The sequence below is a fragment of the Streptomyces sp. NPDC031479 genome (assembly GCF_055581065.1).
Map to the genome: position 1 here is coordinate 58,166 of NZ_JBVIKC010000042.1, position 19,432 is coordinate 77,597.

The window sequence follows — 19,432 nt, forward strand, 5'->3', positions numbered from 1 at the left end:
CCGAGTCCATCGTAGAGAGATGGGCGACCGGTGTGTAGGCAGCCTGGTCTAGACATATGAGGATTCCGGGTCGTCATCGGCCAGGAGTGCGAGTCCGGGGTAGTACTTCTTGCCGCTGGACTTCATCATGTCGGCCGGTGAGGCGAGGCCGAGTTCCTGACGCACGCGGGTGGCGAAGGCGCGGGCGGTGGCCGGCCGGATCCCCTCGCCCGCGTTGCACCATGCGCTGTAGGCGCCGTAGAGCAGGCCCTGTTCGACCCTGAGGTCGCCGCCGCTCCGGGCGGGCTCGGTGGTGCAGCACTCGGCGAGGAAGCGGCCGATGTGGTCCTCCGTCGTCGCGTACGCCTGCGTGGCCACGCGGACGGAGGACGGTCCGGTGAGCGGGTCGCGGGTGCGCAGGTAGTGCTGGGCGCCTTCGACGAGCCAGTGCAGGATGCCGGGTCCCTCGCTGTCGACGAGTTCCTTCGCGAGGTTGTCGATCTTGCGGGCGGCGGGTACGACCCGTTCGAATGGGATGAGCCGGATCCGGCGCCAGAAGGCGTGCCCGCCCGAGGCCACCTCGGGGCGGTGATTGCCCAGCAGCCACAGCTTGTGCGTGGGGGTGAAGGAGAAGAAGTCCTGCCGCATGCGGCGCGCCATGATGCGGTCGCCGCCGGTCAGGAGCTTGACCCGGGACTCGTCGAACTTGTCGTTGGGCTTGAGCTCGCTGCACACCACGATGCGCCGGCCGTGGAGTTCGGTCAGCTCGGTGGAGTGCTCGGAGAACTTGCCCTTCTCCATCAGGAAGCCGGGCGGGGCCGCCTGCGCGTAGTCGCCGAGGATCTGGGTCATGACGTCCAGGAGGACGGACTTGCCGTTGGCGCCGGTGCCGTAGAGGAAGGGCAGGACCTGCGCGCCGACGTCCCCGGTGACGGAGTAGCCGAGCAGCAGGTGCAGGAACTGGATGGTCTCCGCGCCCTTGGCGTCGTCGCCGAAGGTGTCGGTCAGGAAGCGGTGCCAGCGCGGGGTCTCGGTGGCCTCGGGGGCGACGCTGGTGGCGCGCGAGTGCATGTCGCGCTCGGGGTCGGGCTTGCGGATCCGGCCGGTGTGCAGGTCCACGACGCCGGACGGGGTGCACAGGACGTAGGGGTCGCCGTCCAGGACGTCGGGATCGAGGGCGAGGGCGGGCGAGGCCTTCGCCTGGGTGAGCATCGCCTTGATGCCCGGGGTCGACATCGAGCGGCGCCGGTGCAGGAGCAGTTCGCGGTCGCTGAACAGCCCGGTCGGGTCGGAGGCCGGCATCTGCTCCGCCATGTCCCCCGCCGCCCACACCGCGGCCTTCTCTCCCCCGGTGCGCTTCCAGCGGTACTGGCTCCAGTGGTACCAGCCCAGGCCCTCGACGTGACGGAACTGGTCGCCGTACATCACCGCGAACAGCTTCGCGTTCCCGCGGTCGCTGAGCAGACCCGGCAGCTGCCCCGACTGGCGGGCCTGCTCGTGCACCGTGACGGTGCCCTGCTGTGCGGGCAGGTTCGGGGCGGGCAGGTGGCCTTCGAGGTCGAGCATCTGCTGGGCGGCGGCAGTGGCGTCGAAACGCGGACCGTCGGCGCTGCTCATGGGCGTCCTTTGAGGTGGAGCGGCCGGTGGAGACCGGCGGACAGGGCAGAGTTGATGATGGCGAGGCTACGGTGGCTCTGGTGCGGGCGGGCTTCGTCGGCTGCCGCGGTCAGGAGCTCCCGGGCCTCCGCGTCGGTGAGGTGGCCCGCGGCGACGAGGCCTCCGGCGGTGTAGGCGGCCCGGTTGAGCTTCTCGGTGAAGCTCGCTCCCTGCGGGACGGCGGCGCATCCGTGGACCTCGGCCAGCAAGGGCTCCAGGAGGCGGTGGGCGCCCGTGCCGTCGGGCCTGGGGACGGGGCGGGACGCCGCCGCCGTCGTAGTGGTGGTGGCGGTGGTGGCGGCGGCGGAACGGGCCCGGCCATCGTCGACGAGGTGTCCGGTCCGGGTCAGTTCGGCGGCCAGCCAGTCAGGGAGCGGTGCCGGAAGCCGGGCCGGCCCGACGGGGTCGTACGTACCGGCCGGGGTACGGGTGGCGGGGGCCACGATGTAGCCGCCGACGGCCCGTACGTCGACCTGCCAGGCAAGGGCCACCTTGGGGCTGGAGCCCGTGGAGGAGCGGTAGCGCATCCCGGGTTCGGTGACCCGGTACCAGATGTGGAGGCCGCCGGAGGGGGTCCTGACCCGCAGGGTCGACTCGTCCTGCACAGGGTTCGCCCGGCTGCGGTAGGCGGCGAGCAGGGCCAGGGTGTCGAAGCCGGAGGCCAGGCCGTCCAGGTTGACGCCCTGGTGGATGGCGATGCCGGGCAGGAGGCGGTCTCGTTCGGGCACTTCGGCACTGTGCGCGTCGACGTCGAGGACCACCAGCCCCGCGGGACCGCAGGAGACACCGACACCGAAGGACGCCTGCTCTCCCCACCAGGCCCTGAGGCGGGCGCTGTCGGTGGTGGCCGCGTGGAAGCCGTGGCACCACTTGCCCGCTGCCGTGCAGGGGCAGGCCTGCGGGGGGTGGGTGTGCTCGCGGCAGGCCGCGCAGTTGGCCGCCGGCGTCTTGCGGCCGGGCGCCAGAGGATGCACGGGCCAGCCCTGTGTGGCGCACCACACGGCGACATCGAAGGGACTGATGGTCCCCGATGACGCTGCTCTGGTGGTGTCGCCCTGGCCTGGCACTCGGATCGTCCTTGTCGAGGGACCCAACAGTTGGTTCGATCCCTGAGGCAAAAGCACTGGTCAAAGGGCCATCACAGCTCAGGGAGGGACTGAAGGGACCGAGTTTTCGAATGAGGCCCTGAGCCTACCTCAGGAGACGGTGCTCCTCGTCGCGTTGTATCGGTTTTTCAGTCCCTTCGGTCCCTTGGACGTCAGCACCCATCAGGGTCCCCCAGCAGGGCGCCGGCCACCGCAGGTTTCCCACCCCGGGCGTGTCGCCTTCCGGGCAGCCGGAGGCGGCTACCGGGGGCAGGGACTCTCGGGAGGGACCCAGCGTTTCGGTCCCTCTTCGGTCCCTCACAGAAAAGCCCAGGTCAACGGCCTGCAGGTGCCGCGAGAGGGACTGAAGGGACTGAGAAGTCCTAGTTATCAGCGCTCCAGCGTTTTAGGGGTCTTGTTACGCGCGTACGCATACACACGCACGCGTAATCAGTGGAACAGGAAAGTTCGGTCCCTTCAGTCCCTCCGGTCCCTTGCCGCCGCCTGCGGGAAGGCCTTGACCTGCAGTTTTAGGAGCAGGGTCGCTGAGGGACTGAAGCCCAGGGGGGACTGACGAGTCCTTCGGTCCCTCCTGGACCCCGCCTCTCCGCTCCCCACCACACAAACGTGTGAGGGTTTTTGGGCTGCCGCGGGCCGGGGCCCGGCCGATACAGTGGGTCCCGACCGTTACTCAGGCGCGGAAGGCCCTCCACCCAGGTGGAGGGCCTTCCGTCTTGCGGGGGCAGACCCGGTCACGTCACTGCCGGACCGGGTCTGCACACCGCTTACGGGGATCAGGCTGCGCCGGAGCCCCGAAGGGCCGGAACCGATGGCCCAGGCCGATGTAGTTGCTACGACCGGACAGGACGCACCACGCAAGGCACTCTTCTCTGACGCAAGGCGTCCCAGAAGCGTCCCAGGGGCCCGCCAGGGGGCCGCAGGCCCGGCGGGGGCACCCGCTCAGTCCAACCGCATGGCTACGCCCATATCCGCACGCCCCGCGGCCATCTCCGTACCCGTCTGCCCGTCCGGCCCGTGGCCCCGGGCTTCGGTCACCGCCCCGGCCCCACCCGTGTCGTCGGCTGGAGCCTGTCTGGTGGGTCGTGGTGCAGGTGATGTGCCGAGGGTCAGTGCAGGTCCACCTGGAACGCATGACGGTGGTCGGCGGGGCAGGTGAAGATGCGCAGGTCTCCGTAGCGGCCGACGGTGACCTGTGTCTCGTCGTCGCTGGCGGCGGTGAACAGGAGTGTCATGGCCGTGCCGCAGTCCCCGCAGGGAATGACCGTCGGGTGCGTCAGGTGCCAGGTCGGCCAGCCGCCGAGTTTCCAGCCGGCGAGGCGGGTGATGACGTCACCGCCGGCGCCTGTTTCGCGGACCAGTTCCTCAAGCCGCGGACGTAGTTCTGCCGGTAGCTCCTCACGGAAAGGAAAGTCGGTCACGGGTTCGGAGGTGAGGACGCACGCTCGTGGCAGGTAGCCGTCCTCGTCATACCTCGAGGGCGACGGCGGCGTCGTCAATGGCGCGGTCACGTCAGCAGTCCGACGCCATCGCAGCTCTAGCACAGGGCTGGCGTCGGCCTGCTGGACCGGAGGGTCCCCGTGTTCATTGGGGCACCAAAGGACCTGCAAGAGGTCGATGCCGGCGGGCCACCAGGGTCCCGGTGCGTCACACCGGAAGATCTGCGCGACCGGGACCATGGCCGTGGCAGGCATGCCGAGAGGGTTGTTCTCGTCGGGCAAGGAGCACTCGGGCCACGGTTCGTCCCCCGGCCACAGCAACGGCCCGCCAATCGAGGTGTTCCGGCAGTCCGGTTCTGCCCGCGCGGGATGGAGTATGACTGCATCGCGCGCGTGCGGAGCGAGTTCGGGAAGCGCGGCGAGTATCGTTTCGAGCGTTGGCCTGGGGGTGCGGGTCATCATGCTTCCGGTCAGTTGGTCGTAGATCGCTCGCAGCGTATCGGCCGGCTGTGGCGCCCCTCGGCATCGGCATCGGCCTACACGACACGCAAGGCCGTGTCCCACGTTCTGTCCGCCGACCAGCGCCCATGCCTGTCGTAGGCGGTTTTCCAGCTGCCGAAGCGCGTGGGCAGGTCATGCCTGGGGCACTGGTCCGGAGCCTGAAAAGGCCCCGTGCATGACGGTCCGGTGGTCACCGGCCACCTCTGCCAACTGCCATCGGCAGATGCCCTTCCAGACGAGACCACTCACGTCTCTTGGCCGTAGACCAAGAGACGGTGGCCATCTGGGTCTCACCCGCGGGGGCTGCCCCTATGCCATGTCCTCATGTGCGGCATGTACGAAGAAGACGGCCTGCACCGATCCCGGCCCGGGCTTGGCATCAAGCTTCTGAACGGGTGACGCCCGAAGCCAGGGATCCGTCATGCTGGCCCCTTACGTCACGTACGCCTTGGGGGACCCATGCGAGACCGCATCACCGTCACAGCATCGATGAGCGCGATGCTCGTCCTCTCCGCGCTTACCGCCTGCAGCGCTCCTGCCACCTCGGTGTCGTCCAAGGCTCCCACTACGCCCGCTGCCACCGGGACTGCGTCCGTTCCCGGCGCGTCTGCGCCCGCGCCCGCGCCGACGCGGGCCAAGACGCGCTTCGCGGTCGGTGAGGTCGCCGAGTTCGCCGACGTCTCCTCCAAGTTCACCGTCGCGGTCTTGGCCTACACCCAGCCCGCGGAGGGCCCCCAGCCTCCCGACCGGGCGACGCTGGGCGGTGATGTCTGGGCAACCGTCGAGGTCAAGGTGTGCAATACGGAGGGCAAGACCTTCTCCGTCAGCCAGTTCCCGTGGTCGCTCGCCTACGAGGACGGCACGCGCATCAAGGTCACCGGCCTCAACGGCGGCGACCTTCCCAAGCCGGAGTTCCCGACCGTCGGGGAGGCCGTCAAGCAGGGTGACTGCGTCCGCGGCAAGATCCCCTACCCCGTACCGGGCGACAAGCGGCCGGCGCGCATCGTGTACGCACCCGAGTCGCTCCAGGAGCCCCTCGACTGGGTCGTCCCGGCCGGCTGAGGCGAAGGCGGCAGGCCCGCACCGGAGACACGGTCGGCTCGTGCGGTGCCGTACAGCTGGGCATGCCCGGGGCCTGGCGAATATAATGACCGAACCATTCTGTTACTCAGGCGCGGAAGGCCCCCCACCTCGGTGGGGGGCCTTCCGTCTTTTCAGGGCCAGGGCCAGGGCCGGAACCAGGGCGGCCGGACGCCGTCAGGCGACCTGCAGCTTCGGACGGCCGGTCGGGGTCGGCGGCGTCTGCTGGTACGCCGGCAGCTTCAGGTTGGGCAGGTCCCCCGCCTGGATGCGGACGAGAGTCGCGCGGAACGCCGCCTCCATGTCCTGCGGGCTCTCGTACTTCGCCGCGAGAGGGTGCAGCCGGTACGAGTTGCCGTTGCGCTCTCCGCTGCGCGGCCTGAGGACGATGTTCAGGTCGCACAGGGGCGCCATGAGCCCGCTGACGGCCTGCGGCGTGACCCCGTACTCCGCCGCCATGTCCTTCTGCCGCACCGGGAGTGCTCCCCCGAAGTCGCTGCGGGAGACGAGGTACTGGAGGAACTTGACGGCGGACCCGGACAACGGCAGGGCCCAGATGCGCTCCGCGATGATCGGAGACATGACGTTAGCCATGGGAGAGCCTTCCTCGTGAGCGGGTGCCCGCGAAGGGGCATGGCAGAACTATCACCCGGTACGCCTCCGTCCGCGAAGGGCGGGTTCGACCTCGTACCCGAAGTCGAGGTCAAGCTCCTCCTGATGAGCGCCTACGGGGCCTACCGCGTACGGGAAGGCTTCCACATCGCGCTCGTGCCGGTCGGAGATCTCGGCAAGAACCTCGTGCTGGGCCGTGCTGTTGCCGTGGAACCACAACCGGACGTTGATCTGGATACGACCGTTGCCGGCCTTCTCCACCCAGTTGTAGCCGCACAGGGCTTGGACAGCTCGGTTGACCGTGGACCGCGTGATCATCTTGCCGCCCTTCTGAGCGGCGATCTTGTTCAGTCCGTCCGTGATCTCCTGCTGCGTGTACGGGGTGATGCCGGTCCCCGGCACCTGTCCTCCGGCCACGAAGAGGAAGACGCACAGCTGCGATTTGGTGATGCTGTTCGCGACGGCCAGCTGCGCCAGCAGCTGCGTGAACCAGTTGCTGGCCAGGCTGTATCCGGCTCCCCCGGCCATGTCGTGTACGGCGCGGGGGTCGGCCGCGTACTCGAAGTGGACTCCCTTGAGCCGACGTCGGCCTCCGGGATCGGTGGCCTCGGCCACCTTCTCCCCGAGCTGCTGGCCCAGGACCGCCAGGATGTCTCCGTACTCGGCTTCGCTTCCCGCGGCGGTGGGGGCGGGTACCGGCCGGGGCCCGCGCCGACGACGGGCGGGCGGATCAGATGTCACAGGACCTCCTTGTTACTCAGGCGGTCCGAGACTATCCAGAAAATCAACGTGTGCTTGTCTTTTGACGCCCCGGCGCGCCGGACGGGGCCCCCTGGCACGCCCCTGTTCGAACGCGGCGCCAAAAGTACACACCACGTGAAGTTTTTCTGCGCCCAAGCGCCGGAAGTCCACGGCTGCTTGATTTCGCGTGTCGTGATGACGGCACATAGTTGTGGAGCGCATGCATGTTTTTCGGGACCTGGCGCCTGCGGCCCGACTCGCTGACCTGCGGTGTTTCCAGGCCTGTTGGTGCCGTCAAAAAATCAAGTGGTGCTTGATTTTTCCGCAAAATGTGCTCGCCAGGTATACATTTCGGAACCCCAAATGTGTCCTGGGGGACACATAGGGTGCGACAAACATGCAGGTCAGAGGCCTGTAGACGCGGCGTCCTCTTATTAAAGAGCAACTGTCACCGTGGGCTCTGACGACCCGTTCGGGGCTGTTCTGTAGGCAGCGCCAGCCCTTGGGCCGCAGGTCAAAGGGTGCGTGAGCAGTCGATGCGGCACCGCTGTCGCCCCCCGGGCACCTTGGTCAGGTCACCTGGAAGTCCACGAGGCCTTTACTTTTCGTGCTTACTCCGAATCCAGGCGTCTGCCGAGGGGGTCTGCGGCACGAGTCGCCCATGCTGTGGCTTCAGTTGACCCTGCTCGAACCCGCACCACCGAATGCGAGGCCCGACGCGCGGCTTGCCGAACGAGTACCGCCAGTGGCCACCTTCACCACCTCCGGCCTCAGCCACGCTTCCATGTTCCACACCACATCCCCCACGCGGTCGCCGACGGCGACCAGCCACCCCGGCGGGGCACCGCAAGCCCGCCAGGGCTGAGGAGCTACCGACCCCAGGCGTGGGAGTAACCCCGGTCGGCGGCAATCCGTCCGCCTTGCGCGGAGGGGTGAGCGTGAGCTGGTCTGCCGGCCAAGGCGGGAGTCTTGGCAGACCCTCGGCGGCCGACAAGAACTGTCACCGGCCTTCCGGCATCCGGACATCCAGCCAATTTTGAGCAAAGCGACCGAAAATCGGCCATCAGAAACAGGCCCCAGAGGGCCGAACTCAACTGACCCGGTGTGATGTGACCTTCCCTCACCTTCGGAGCCGTCAGCGGGCCGTACAGCGGTTTTCACCCTTGAGAAGCAGTTGTACATGGCTCAGGAAGTCGCCTCAGCGGTCCAGTCGGACTGATTCCGACTCGTCGGCGACTCGTCCCGGCTCGCGGCGCCACGGACCAGCCGTCCGCTCTGCATCGGGCGGCCCGGCCGTACGCCCAGTGCCGCGGTTCGAGTCCGTGCCATGGCACTGGGCTGCGGGGTGCTGGGGCAATTCCCGCGCTTTCGACAGGGACTCGGTGCAACAGGTCGTGCGCTCCCTCGGGCCGGCCCGCCGCGTGCCGACCCAACTCGCGCCTGACGTGGCAGCGGAGTTGGTAGCTGGACCGGACCGGACACCGTTCTGGTGGAAGACGTCGCGGAGCGGCTGGCCCTTTCGCTGCGGCCGGACGACGGTGCAGACGCCGACCAGCCACTGCCGGACCATCTGGAGAGCTGGCTCGCGGTACGTGCGACCGTCCCGTGGCAAGAGGTCCAGAACAGGGATACGGGCGGACCGGTCATCCCGTCGTGCGACGGCGCGGCGCAGGACATCCGTTCCATCGACGCTGCCGTGGACCCCTCGCGCGCAGAAGGTCTGCTCGCCGCTCTGAAACTGGCGCGGGCAGACGCGGAGCGCGGTGCCCGGCTCGACTTCGAACTGCTCCGCGGCTGGCAGCAGCACGTTCTGGACGCTCCGCTGGCACCGCCGTTCCGCAGCCTGCCCGCCTTCGCGAAGGAGGGCAGGGAACGCTATGGCATCGGCCCGGAGGCCCGAGCCCGTCTCGATGCGTGCCCGGCCGAGAGCGGAGCCGACGCAGGCCCGCCCCTCCCCCTGACCGTCCGTGCCGCACGTGCCCATCTCGACGTCTGCTTCTTCCACCTCTTCGACGACGGCAACGCGCGCTCCGCCTTCCTCGCGCTCGTCTTCGTCCTCGCCCGAGAGGGCGTCGCGCTGGACGACGTCCGCCTGATCCGCCACGTCACCTTCCACGCGGGCAACCCCCAGGACGCCCTCATCCTCGCCGGGTATATCGACCTCCATCTCGTGGAGACCCGCAGCAAGGCCTTCTCCCTCGGTTCGTAGTCGCTGTCCGGGATCGCTGCCGGGGGGCCGGCCGGACGGGGGGTGGACCCGGTCTCCCACCGCTTCAGGGGCCGGGAGCTATGCGCCTGACGGTGGTCTGGGCGTGTAGGTAACCGCTCCGACTCCAGGGCAACTCGGGCATAGCCGGGCAAGATTCTTCGGTGTGCCTCTTCGCCTTCCCCCGAGAAGGTTAGTAAGGTACCCGCATGACCGCTCCATACGATCCGGAAGTCAGGGAAAAGGTAGTTGCCAAGCTGCCGGCGTCCCTGCGGCAGGAACTCAAAGTCCGTGCAGCCCAGTTGGGCGTGGACATCCAGGACGCCGTGACCGAGGGGGTGCGCTCATGGCGCGCCGATATCTCGGCGGCAACCCCCGTGGACACCTCGGGCGCCTCGTCGTTCTCCACCTACCTCCCCACCGGCCTGTACGGGGAGTTCAAGGACGACTGCCGCGCGCGTGAGATCCCGTACAACCAGGGCCTCGCCCAGTCCATCCGGCTCTGGCTCGACACCCACCCCTCCCCCGTCGGCCGCCGCCGCCCCGCGAACGAGGGCGCCCGCCGGATCGTGGTCTGCAACCAGAAGGGCGGTGTCGGCAAGAGCGCCATCAGCAACGGCGTCTCCCAGGCCCTGGCCGAGACCGGCGCCCGGGTCTGTGTCATCGACTTCGACCCGCAGGGGCACCTGACGCGTCACCTCGGCGCCGACATGCTCTCCATCAAGGAGCCCAGCCTCGCCAAGCACATGCTGGGCGAGATCGAAGGCCGCGTCCGCGACCTCCTCGTCCCCATCGAGCACGGGGTGTTCGCCGGGCGCCTCTTCCTCCTGCCCTCCTGCAAGGACGCCTTCCTCCTCGACGCCCGCCTGGCCACCACCCGGCACGTCCGCACCAAGGAGACCGCCCTGGAGAAGGCGCTGGAGGAACTGGAGAAGGAGTTCGACTACATCGTCGTCGACTGCCCGCCCAGCCTCGGCTACACCATGGACACCGCGCTCTACTACGCGCGTACCCGTGACGGCGAGGCCATGAAGACCTCCGGCATCATCGTCCCCGTCCAGGCCGAGGACACCTCCGCCGACGCGTACGACATGCTCACCGAGCAGCTTGAGGACCTCATCGACGACCTCGACATCGAGATCGCCCAGCTCGGTTTCGTCGTCAACCTCTACGACAGCCGCAAGGGTTACGTCGTGACCTCCTCCCTCAACAGTTGGAAGGAGTTCGGCGACCCGCCGGTCATCACGGTCATCGCCGACCTCAAGGAGCAGCGTGAGGCCGTGCGTGTGAAGCTGCCCCTGCTGCACTACGCACCCGACTGCGAGCAGTCCGAGGCCATGCGCGAGATCGCCCGGAGGATCGCGGCATGAGCAAGAGCGACCTCCTGGGTACCGGCGCCGCCTTCAGCAACGCCCGCCGTGCCGGCGGCCGCAGCGAGCGGGGCCGGGCCAAGGCCATAGCGCAGGGCGACGTACCGTCGTACGAGCTGATCCGGCTCCCCCTCGACCAGGTCTCCCCCAGCCCCCTCAACCCCCGCCGGAACTTCGGCACCGACGAGGACAAGACCCGTTTCGGCGAGGAACTGCGTCAGGCGCAGCTGTCCGCCTGTGTCGTCACCACTCGCAGCGCCTATCTCGCCCTGTGGCCGGACCACGCCTCCCGGATCGGGTCGGCGACCCACGTCCTCATCAACGGTGAGCGCCGATTCCGCAGCGCCCTGCACGTGGGGCTGGAGTCCCTCGACTTCGTCGTACGCGACGACCTCGCCGCGTCCCGGACCGACTTCATCGACCACCTCCTGGCCGAGAACCTGGAGCGCGAGGACTTCGACGTCATCGAGCGCGCGCGTGGTGTGCAGCAGCTGGTGGAGTCCTGTGCCGAGGAGGGCCGAGAGCACGGAGCCAAGTCCCGCGCGGCGGAGCGGCTCGGGCGCTCGCCGTCCTGGGTCACCAACCAGCTGGTGCTGCTGGAACTGCCCGAAGAGATCCAGATCCGGCTCAGCTCCGCCGAACTGCCCGAGCGCGACGGTCGCCTCCTGGCCCGTGCGGCGAAGGACCGGCCGGGTGTCGGCGCGGCCGAGCTCCTCGGCTTCCTGCAGCAGAACAAGCAGCAGGAGGCCGAGGTGAAGGCGGCGCAGCGGGAGATCCTGCGGAGCGCCCAGGAGCAGGTGGCGGACCAGACCGGGGGAGTGCCGCAGCCGCCGGAGCCGGCTGCGGAGGCGCCCCGACTTTTGTCCGCGGACAAAAGTCGGGACCCCGAGCCCCAGCTGCCGGTGCGTGAGGAGCCCTCTGCTCCGGTCGCCGAACGGGTTGCTGAAGCCCCGCTTCCAGCGCCGGTTCTTCCTCCCGCTTCCGCACCCGCTCCCGCTCCCGCTCCCGCTCCGGAGCGGGTTCGGCCGGTTCAGTCGGTCGAGAGCGAGTACGCGGACGAGCGCGAGCCGGAGGGTGTGATTCCTTCCCAGACCCGGACCACGGACACGCCGTCGGTCTTGTGGCAGGACCCGAGGGCGATGTACGAGGCGATCTGGGCCAACATGTCGCCGAAGCACCGGGCGGAGCTGACGATGCTCCTGATCGAGAACAACCGGCGAGGCTAGTTCCCGTCGACCCCTGCCAGGGCCCCACCGCACTTAGCGGTGGGGCCCGACTTTTGTCCGCGGACAAAAGTCGGGCCCCCGGAAGGAGGGCCCGGGGGAGTGAGGTGAGCCGGCGACGACTGGAGCTGCTGGACTTCGCAGTGCGGGACGGCCTCGGCCTTCCGGGCCGGGCTTCATCGAATACCTCCTCGCGGAAGGTCTGCTGGAACTCCCCGAGGAGATTGCGACGACGCTCAGCGCGGGGGAGCTGCCGAACGCGAGATGGCCTGGCACTGACACACGTCCGGAGACGGAGCCTCCCGGGGCCGGCCTGGCGGTGGTGGACTACGCGGGTTCCAGCAGGACGGACGGCAGAGTGCCGTTCGCGATCGGGTCCTTCGGCAGCGAGAGATCGAAGAACTTTTCGACCACCCCCAACGCGGTGCGGTGCACTTCCCTCCGGTCCCGCTCCGGGTCAGGCAGGCCGGCGGCGGTCAGCAGTTCCTGCAAGCGCGCAGCCGTCTCCGGGTCGCCGTCGACCCCGTCATAGCCCCAGGACGCGTCCAGGTGCAGGTTGCAGGCGCCCAGCAGGCGGCCGTCGTGAAAGTACGCGAACTGCGGTGGGACCGGCTTGCCGTTCTCCTCCTCGTACTCCAGCAGGCAGACGTGCGCGCCGTCACGCGATGCCGGGGCCAGTGGGCCGAACTCGGCCGCCCAGCCGCCGTAGGCGACCGCGTATGTCCAGTCTCCGGCGCGGCCGAGGCGCAGGCCTATGCCGTCGAAGGAATCGCCGTAGGTGTCGTCCATGAGCTCCAGAAGGGAGTCTCCGGTGTGATCCCCGACGGCCACGGCGATGTGCCTCCCGTCGTACACGGTGGCTGCGAGGCGGGCGGCGAGCTCGTTCGGGGAGAGCCCGCGGGCGAGCACCACGTGGTAGCCGCCGAAGGCTATGGATTGCGGGTCGGCCAGCCAGGTCGTTCCATGTGTCATGACGGTCATCCTGACCGGTCCCTCTGACAACGCGGGCGTCGGGCTTCATGGGACTTCTTCCGATCTGAAGTCCCGGCGGGCTGGGCCGTTTTCGTTGTGCCCGGCATGACTCTGGTCCCGAAGCAAGCATCGGCGCGTTCTCGGAACCGGGCGACGACACTCCGCTGCGCATCAGGCAATCCCACCAGGGAGCGAGAGACGTTCTCGAAACCTGCTCACCCTTGCCGAGGCCGCAGGGGTCCCCGGCAGGTGGACCGCAGACGCCTTTGACAACATTTCGCGAGGCGAGGCCGATGACGACGGAGTGCCCGCAGCCCTCCCGGAGCGAGGGGCATCCCCGTCACACCGGGGATCGCCCTAAATGATCGAGAGCCGTACTTCTGCCAGGTAGCTGCTGGGAGCCTGGTCGGGCGGCAGTCTCACACCGATCTGCGGGCCCGGTTGCAGGGCTGCCAGTACCTCGGCGGCCGGGTATCCGAACAGGTCGATGTCGCGGAGGACCACCGGTACGGCAGACGGCCCGGTCGGCCTCGCCTCATACCGGTGCAGGTGTACGGCTGCGAGACCGTGCTGGTCAAAGGCGTTCGGGCTGAGGCGGTCCGAAGTGTTCCCGTAGGCGAGTAGTTCCAGGTCCTCGTAGCGGGCTGTGAAGGCCCAGCCGGTTTGGCAGATCCACGTTTCACGTACATCTGCCAGCGTCGAGACGGCCCAATGAGACTCCTGCTCGGACATCCCGAAGCGCAGAACGCCGGCATGGTGCGGCAGAACGAGGCCCGTTCCCGGCAGCAGGTCGAACATCTCTCGATGATGGCCGGACGCGTCGGCCGGATCAAGGCCTCAAGAATGCGGCAGGGTTGGTTCTGCTCGTCGCCGACTTTTGTCCGCGGACAAAAGTCCAGTGTCCTGCCTCAGCGGAGGTCGACGAGTCTCAGCGCGATCTCGCGCATGGGGTGCCGTGTGATCCCGGTACGCGGTTCGACGGCGAGGGGTGGTCGGTGGGCTCCAGCTCGACGAAGGGCCGCTTGCCGACCGGCCGCGTGTGGCGTAGGTCTTCAGCTCGGTGGTGCTCTCGGAGTAGATCGCGAGCCGGGCGCTGAGCCAGCCGAAGTAGGGCTTCTCGGCTTCGCGGTCCTCGACGTTCCACACCTCGAGGGCACGGGCTGCCGATCACAGATACCTGCACCAGGGTCTGCTGGGCCACCCCACTTCCGATGGTGGCCGGCCGGCTGCCACCGCCAGGTCGTCCAGAGCTGGAGGATCTTGATCCGGTTGCTCTGAAGAACGCCCCGACTTTTGTCCGCGGACAAAAGTCGGGGCTGGGTTGCGACTGAGGTCCTGCCCCCAGAGTCCGGCGACGTCCTGGCGGGCGTGTACCCCCAACTCCTCTTGGAGGACGGCCGCTTGCGTGGAGCGGTACGGGTCGGGGGTCGGCCCCGCCGACCGCGCGACTTCAGCGCCACCGGCTGACGGGACTGGGGGAGGGGACCGGGGGAGTGGTGCCGCTGCCCCGCTGCCCCGGCTGGTCGCGGGCGGTGACGGTCGGCTGAGGATGCCCAGGAGTCAGAGGCCGGCTTGCTCCGCGTGCTCTGCGGAACCGGCCTGCGTCGGCCCCGCCCTCACACCTGCGCCGGCTGGAGGACCGCCGGCCACAGGCGTTCCTCCAGCGGGGTTCTGCGGTGGCGTACCGCGGCGTCGCGGAGGCCGGCCATGGCCACGTCGCGGTACGGGCTGGCCGCCAGTTCGCGGGCGGCGTCGGCGCGTACGTCCTCCTCCCGGCGGCGGGCGGCGGCCGTGTCGAGGGCCTTCTGGAGCATCGACTGGGGGCCGTCGGCCAGGCCCCCGATCAGCCGCAGCCAGTCCTCGCGGTCCGCGGTCGAGGCCAGCCGGGTCAGCGGCTTCTGCCACTTCCACCCCAGCCGGGTGACGTGGTGGGGGTCCGCCAGGCCGGAGCCCGCCGTCCGACGGGCCACCTCCAGCGCCACCTCGACGGCCTGACCGGGGTCGGACTCGCAGAGGCGTTCCGTCAGGAAACCGGCCCCCGAGTCGTGGATCGCCGCCGTGTCGGCCGAGAGCCGGATCTGCCCGGCCACGGTGTCTACCGCCGCGGCGACGGCTTCCCGCGTGCCCAGCGGGGCGAAACGGCAGCGGAGGAACGAGCGGAGCAGAGCGACCTCCCCGGCCGAGGCGTCCGGGACGACCGCCGAGGCCAGGGCCGCGTCCAGTTCCTCCCAGCCGTGCTCGCCGCCGACGGCCGCGACCGAGGAGACGTCGTGGCCGTTCCAGTGCCGCAGGACTTTCGACGCGGTCGACCACCGCCCGTTGCCCACCTTCGCCGCCAGCCGTGCCTGCACCGCGAGCGACGGCCGGTCGGCGGCGCCCAAGCGGACCACGTCGCCCCACAGGCGCAGCGCCGCCAGCTTGGCGTTCGGATCGGGACACGGGCCCCGGTCCCACAGATCGGCGCACCACTCGGCCAGATCCGGCCCGAACCGGTCGAACAGCGCACGGGCCGGGGCGGCGGCCGTACCGGGCTGCTCCACCGTGCGCTTGGCCAGGGCGGCGAGCCAGGGGATGTCGGCCGTCGGCACCCGCACGCGCAGTGCCTCCATGACCAGCCGATGGGCCTGGGGGGCGTGATCGGTGAAGGCTGCCTGGACCACCCCGATCATCGTGTCGCGGTTCCGGGGGCCGTGGTACGGCCTTCCGCCCCGGAACTCCGGCCACGCGTTGCGGCCTTGGACCAGCTGCGCGTGCCTGAGCCCCTCAAGCGTCCGCCAGCGCTCCAGCGCGACGACCGCTCTGGTGTGCCCGGACGCGGCCAAGGGGACGAGGAGCTTGGTGGCGCCGTCGAGTGCCAGGAAGGTGTCCTCGATCCTGTCGTTCCCCCACTGGCGACCCTTGGAAGGCCAGTGCACGATCTCCTTCAGCCGGGCCGGCGGCAGCTGGGCCAGGCCGGTGACCGCGAACCGCAGGGCCGGGGATCCCGTACGGGGGCCCCGGTCGCCCCGCGTGTCGAAGACGTCGAGCCGATCGGCGCACCAGGTGGCGGCCGCACGTGTCCCCGGGTCGTCGGCGGGCTCACGGAGCAGGGGTGGCAGCAGGAAGGCCGCGATGGTGCCGACCGTGTCCCGGCCCCGGCACAGCGCCACGGTCTCCTCCAAGAGCTCGGGCACACCGTCGGCTGCCTCGCGCAGCAGCGTGCCGACCCGGCCGAGCACCGCCCGCAGCCGGGAGTTCGGTACGTCGAACGGCTTCTTCCCCTCGGCCGCCAGGTCCCGGATCACCTCCCCGGGTGACCTGCCGGGGGTGGAGAGGGCGGCGGCGAACCAGTGGGCGTCCAGCGCAGCCTGCGCCTGCCTCCACTCCTCCACCGGCGTACGGGCCTCCCACGTGCCGGAGCCGCTTCCCTCCTGCTCGTCCCCGCCTCCGGCCGGAAGCCCCCTGTCGGTACCGAGCCCCCTGTCGCTACCAAGACCCTTGTCGGTACCGAGCCGCTGGGCGATCCGGGCCGCGACCGGGAAGAGCGCGTCCCACTCCGGATCCCCGGCACGCCGGTGGATGACGGCCACACACTGGAGGGCCTGGGAGCGGGAGCGATGGTGTTCGGCCAGCGCGAGCAGCTCCCGCATGCGTTCGGCCGTCCACTCGCCGCGGTGCTCCGCCAGGGCCTCGATCAGCCGTACCGCCTGATTGCCGTGGCTGCTCGCGCTGTTCGAGTTCAGGTTGACCAGCCACGACCACAGGCAGTGCTCGCCACCGCAGCCGCTCGGCGCCGCGCCCTGCGGGTCCGGCTCGCGCCTGAGACAGCGCACCGGGTCGGTGCAGAGCTCGCGCAGGAACGTCCAGACGACGTCCGCGGTCCTCCCGTCCAGCCGCCCGAACCTGCACAGCACGTCCAGGACGCGCCACTCCACCCGGGCGCCGGGGCGGGAGCCCCGCTTGAGCACGACGCCGAGGTCCTCGGCCACCCGCTCGGGGTTCGTGTGCTCGCGGGTCGGCAGCAGCGCCAGCACCTCGCGCACCATCGCCGGTGACGCCTTCTCCCGCAGGTACCGGTGGAACACCGCGCGGATGTCGCTGTACAGGTCGTCCGGCAGCAGCGCGCAGGCCCGTACCGCGATCACCTGGAGGTCGACGTCCTCGCTCCCCAGGAGTTCGCGGAGCAGCTTCTCCGCGTCGTCCCGTACGCGGCCCCTCGCGCGCATGCCCTGCACCAGGGCCTGTTCCGCGACCACCGCCCGCAGGTAGTCGTCCGGGTGCTCCGCCAGGTGCCGGCCCAGCGCCCCGTAGTACGACTGCTTCTTCTCGGAGGCGAGGCGCACCAGGCAGCGGCCCGCCGCGTACTCGAACAGCGTCTGGTGGAAGAAGTGGACGCTGGAGCGACGGTCGGCCGTACCCGCGACCACGCTGCGCCGGTCGAGCTGTACCAGCAGCTCCAGCGGATCGTCATCGCCGGCCTCGGGGTTCGCCCCGGACAGGCGGCTGACCGCGTCCGCGACGGGCAGCGCCACCGCCCCGTCGTGCAGCATGAGGCGGGCGAGGGACTGGGCCGGCCAGGAGAGGTCCGGCGAGTGCGGCACGGTGTGCCCGTCGGCCCCGTGGCGGGCGTCCTCGCGGACCCGCCGCTCCCAGTAGCGTTCGTACAGCCCCGCGGCGTCGATCTCGGGAGCCGGCGACTGCGGCGCGTACACCTCGAAGAGCATGCGCAGCGTCAGCGGCCTGGCGACCACCTCGCGGACGGGCAGCCCCCGCACCGCGGCCTCCAGCAGAGCCGCCACCGCCTTCGCCCGGGTGGTGGGGGAGGCCGCCGGCAGGTAGTGCAGGCAGTACGTGGACAGGGCGCGCTCCAGCTCCTCGCCACTGTGGAAGTCGCCGACGTGGAAGACGACGTCGGACGGTGTCCTGCCCAGGAGGTCCTGGAGGACGCTGCCGTCGCGGGTGCGGCAGGTCAGGGCGAGCGGTACGCCCCGCTCCCGGCAGGCGGCGACCGTACGGCTGAGCACGCTCCGGCCGTCCCGGGCGTGCAGGAGCAGGTCCGCCGTGTCGAGGAGTGCGACGCAGCCGGCCGTCAGGCTCAGCTCGAAGGACTTCAGCAGCCGTTCTCCCTCGCCGGGGGTGAGTAACTGCTCCGCCCGCAGCAGGACCGGGCGGAGCGCCGTGCCCGCGCGGATCTCGTCGGACGGAGGGCCGGTGCGCGTCTCCCGGAGGGGGGCCACCGCCCGTCGGCCGTCGAGGAGTTCCGCCAGGTACCACAGCAGGCTCGACTTGCCGGTACCCGCTTCGCCCAGCACCACCTGGACCGGCTGACCGGGGCTGCCGGCCAGGGCCTGCTGCTGCAGGACGCGCGCCAGGCGCTCCTCGGTGCCGCGCCGTACGTACACGTCCCGCAGCGAGACCGGTGGGACATCGGCGGAGCCGTGGTCGAGGAGCAGCATGTCCTGACGGGCGCGCTCGCTGATCTCGTCGACGAGCTTGCGGTGCCCGCTGCCGCCGTCGCCGGCCCGACGGGCGGCGAACCGCCACAGCTGCCGCGCGGCCCCCTCCAGTTCGAGGCGGAGACCGGAGGGCAGGGCGTATTCCGGCTCACCGAGGCGCGCCAGTGCCTCCACGATGCGCTGCCGGTCCTCGGTGACGGGCCGTTCGGCCACGAGGTCGGCGCGCAGCCGCCGGAACGTCTGCCAGTGGAACGTCGTGTACCGGTCGGGCGCCGTACTCACCCCGGCCCGCCGGTCGTGCTCCAGCTGCCGGGCGATCCGCTCGTGGACGCGCCGCCAGAGGCGGGTGTCCGGGCGGTCGCGTCGCTCGTCGGCACGGGACAAGGGGCGCCCGGACACCCGTCGGTCCTCGATGTCGTACAGCAGGAACAGGGCCCGCTGCAGGGATGCCCGCACCCTCCGCGCAACGGTTTCCTCGGCCGCCATCGGCCCCTCCTTGCTGACGGATCGACAGGCCGTACAGCGTAGGGCACGCCGCCCGGCCGCGGGGCGGGTCCGGCTTCTCACCGGCGACGCACGAGACCTCGCGGGAGTTCTGCACCAACCGGCTCTGACCTGCGGGTTCGCACCGCCCGGACGGGATGGTCCGCGGGATTTCCGGGCCCACACGGGACCTGGCGAATCTGGGTGGGCACGCCGACAACCACCCGGGGTGCGGGCCCGCACCTCACCGACTTGAGAAACGGTGAGGTCACCACACCATGCGTCATGTCCGTTCCACCATCGACACCTTCATCGACACCTTCATCGACACCGTCATCGGTCACGCGCTCCACACCGTCGGCACCGTCCTGTCCTTGCACCCCAGCCCCGAGGTGCACTTCCTGGGACAGGTGGCCCATGACCTGGCCTCCAGCGAAGCGGTACGCCTGTGGGTACGCACCACCGCGCATGTGTACCGGACGCGGCTCACGGCTCGGCGGAACCGCCGCGACGACCGCTGACACCGACACCGTTACCGGCCCGGGGGGGGGGGGGGGGGGGGGGGGGGGGGGGGGGGGGGGGGGGGGGGGGGGGGGGGGGGGGGGGGGGGGGGGGGGGGGGGGGGGGGGGGG

Annotated in this window: 13 protein-coding genes and 1 pseudogene; 5 read left to right on the plus strand and 9 right to left on the minus strand. The window is 70.1% G+C overall.

Going from position 1 to position 19,432, the window contains the following annotated elements; genetic code table 11:
• Positions 1 to 48 precede the first annotated feature (48 nt).
• From ACZ5D2_RS32460 to ACZ5D2_RS32475, 4 genes and pseudogenes are all read right to left on the minus strand, one after another.
• Complete coding sequence (locus ACZ5D2_RS32460; protein ID WP_331738047.1) at positions 49 to 1,596, minus strand: DNA primase family protein; 1,548 nt, start codon at positions 1,594 to 1,596, stop codon at positions 49 to 51.
• Positions 1,593 to 2,609, minus strand: coding sequence for a bifunctional DNA primase/polymerase (locus ACZ5D2_RS32465; RefSeq protein ID WP_468934353.1), 1,017 nt, complete (start codon positions 2,607 to 2,609; stop codon positions 1,593 to 1,595). Before ACZ5D2_RS32465 ends, ACZ5D2_RS32460 begins: the two co-directional genes overlap by 4 nt.
• A 1,238-nt stretch (positions 2,610 to 3,847) precedes the next feature.
• Positions 3,848 to 4,249 carry a hypothetical protein gene (locus tag ACZ5D2_RS32470; RefSeq protein WP_468934356.1) on the minus strand — a complete coding sequence of 134 codons (402 nt, stop codon included), beginning with the start codon at positions 4,247 to 4,249 and terminating at the stop codon, positions 3,848 to 3,850.
• 467 nt (positions 4,250 to 4,716) lie between these two features.
• Positions 4,717 to 4,961, minus strand: a pseudogene (locus ACZ5D2_RS32475) (transposase); the annotation flags it as partial.
• Positions 4,962 to 5,137: 176 nt separating this feature from the next.
• Here ACZ5D2_RS32475 and ACZ5D2_RS32480 point away from each other — a divergent pair.
• On the plus strand, positions 5,138 to 5,740 hold the full coding sequence (locus tag ACZ5D2_RS32480) for a DUF4352 domain-containing protein (RefSeq protein WP_331738050.1): 603 nt from the start codon (positions 5,138 to 5,140) through the stop codon (positions 5,738 to 5,740).
• 195 nt (positions 5,741 to 5,935) lie between these two features.
• On the opposite strand, the gene ACZ5D2_RS32485 is transcribed toward ACZ5D2_RS32480, so the two are convergent.
• Positions 5,936 to 6,352, minus strand: coding sequence for a hypothetical protein (locus ACZ5D2_RS32485; protein ID WP_331738051.1), 417 nt, complete (start codon positions 6,350 to 6,352; stop codon positions 5,936 to 5,938).
• Between the two features lie 51 nt (positions 6,353 to 6,403).
• Positions 6,404 to 7,111, minus strand: coding sequence for a hypothetical protein (locus tag ACZ5D2_RS32490; RefSeq protein WP_331738052.1), 708 nt, complete (start codon positions 7,109 to 7,111; stop codon positions 6,404 to 6,406).
• Between the two features lie 1,489 nt (positions 7,112 to 8,600).
• On the opposite strand from ACZ5D2_RS32490, the gene ACZ5D2_RS32495 reads away from it, so the two are divergent.
• The 3 genes from ACZ5D2_RS32495 to ACZ5D2_RS32505 all read left to right on the plus strand — a co-directional run bounded on the left by ACZ5D2_RS32495 (position 8,601) and on the right by ACZ5D2_RS32505 (position 11,913).
• Positions 8,601 to 9,320 (plus strand): Fic family protein, encoded by a 720-nt coding sequence (locus tag ACZ5D2_RS32495; RefSeq protein WP_468934360.1) that lies wholly within the window; start codon positions 8,601 to 8,603, stop codon positions 9,318 to 9,320.
• Positions 9,321 to 9,526: 206 nt separating this feature from the next.
• Positions 9,527 to 10,687 carry a ParA family protein gene (locus ACZ5D2_RS32500; protein ID WP_468934363.1) on the plus strand — a complete coding sequence of 387 codons (1,161 nt, stop codon included), beginning with the start codon at positions 9,527 to 9,529 and terminating at the stop codon, positions 10,685 to 10,687.
• A complete protein-coding gene (locus tag ACZ5D2_RS32505) occupies positions 10,684 to 11,913 on the plus strand; it encodes a ParB/RepB/Spo0J family partition protein (protein WP_468934366.1) in 1,230 nt (409 codons plus the stop codon). Before ACZ5D2_RS32500 ends, ACZ5D2_RS32505 begins: the two co-directional genes overlap by 4 nt.
• A 324-nt stretch (positions 11,914 to 12,237) precedes the next feature.
• Here the strand turns inward: ACZ5D2_RS32505 and ACZ5D2_RS32510 are convergent, their stop codons facing one another.
• The 3 genes from ACZ5D2_RS32510 to ACZ5D2_RS32520 all read right to left on the minus strand — a co-directional run bounded on the left by ACZ5D2_RS32510 (position 12,238) and on the right by ACZ5D2_RS32520 (position 18,803).
• Positions 12,238 to 12,882, minus strand: coding sequence for a DUF6461 domain-containing protein (locus ACZ5D2_RS32510; RefSeq protein ID WP_468934369.1), 645 nt, complete (start codon positions 12,880 to 12,882; stop codon positions 12,238 to 12,240).
• 357 nt (positions 12,883 to 13,239) lie between these two features.
• Positions 13,240 to 13,680 carry a hypothetical protein gene (locus tag ACZ5D2_RS32515; protein ID WP_468934371.1) on the minus strand — a complete coding sequence of 147 codons (441 nt, stop codon included), beginning with the start codon at positions 13,678 to 13,680 and terminating at the stop codon, positions 13,240 to 13,242.
• 818 nt (positions 13,681 to 14,498) lie between these two features.
• On the minus strand, positions 14,499 to 18,803 hold the full coding sequence (locus ACZ5D2_RS32520) for a hypothetical protein (RefSeq protein ID WP_468934374.1): 4,305 nt from the start codon (positions 18,801 to 18,803) through the stop codon (positions 14,499 to 14,501).
• A 275-nt stretch (positions 18,804 to 19,078) separates the two neighbouring features.
• On the opposite strand from ACZ5D2_RS32520, the gene ACZ5D2_RS32525 reads away from it, so the two are divergent.
• Positions 19,079 to 19,321 carry a hypothetical protein gene (locus ACZ5D2_RS32525; protein WP_468934377.1) on the plus strand — a complete coding sequence of 81 codons (243 nt, stop codon included), beginning with the start codon at positions 19,079 to 19,081 and terminating at the stop codon, positions 19,319 to 19,321.
• Positions 19,322 to 19,432: the final 111 nt, after the last annotated feature.

Bases quoted from the DNA above. Each gene is read 5' to 3' on its own strand.
- ACZ5D2_RS32460 (WP_331738047.1), bottom strand. From the start codon at position 1,596: ATGAGCAGCGCCGACGGTCCGCGTTTCGACGCCACTGCCGCCGCCCAG.
- ACZ5D2_RS32480 (WP_331738050.1), top strand. From the start codon at position 5,138: ATGCGAGACCGCATCACCGTCACAGCATCGATGAGCGCGATGCTCGTC.
- ACZ5D2_RS32485 (WP_331738051.1), bottom strand. From the start codon at position 6,352: ATGGCTAACGTCATGTCTCCGATCATCGCGGAGCGCATCTGGGCCCTG.
- ACZ5D2_RS32500 (WP_468934363.1), top strand. From the start codon at position 9,527: ATGACCGCTCCATACGATCCGGAAGTCAGGGAAAAGGTAGTTGCCAAG.
- ACZ5D2_RS32505 (WP_468934366.1), top strand. From the start codon at position 10,684: ATGAGCAAGAGCGACCTCCTGGGTACCGGCGCCGCCTTCAGCAACGCC.
- ACZ5D2_RS32510 (WP_468934369.1), bottom strand. From the start codon at position 12,882: ATGACACATGGAACGACCTGGCTGGCCGACCCGCAATCCATAGCCTTC.
- ACZ5D2_RS32515 (WP_468934371.1), bottom strand. From the start codon at position 13,680: ATGTTCGACCTGCTGCCGGGAACGGGCCTCGTTCTGCCGCACCATGCC.
- ACZ5D2_RS32520 (WP_468934374.1), bottom strand. From the start codon at position 18,803: ATGGCGGCCGAGGAAACCGTTGCGCGGAGGGTGCGGGCATCCCTGCAG.
- ACZ5D2_RS32525 (WP_468934377.1), top strand. From the start codon at position 19,079: ATGCGTCATGTCCGTTCCACCATCGACACCTTCATCGACACCTTCATC.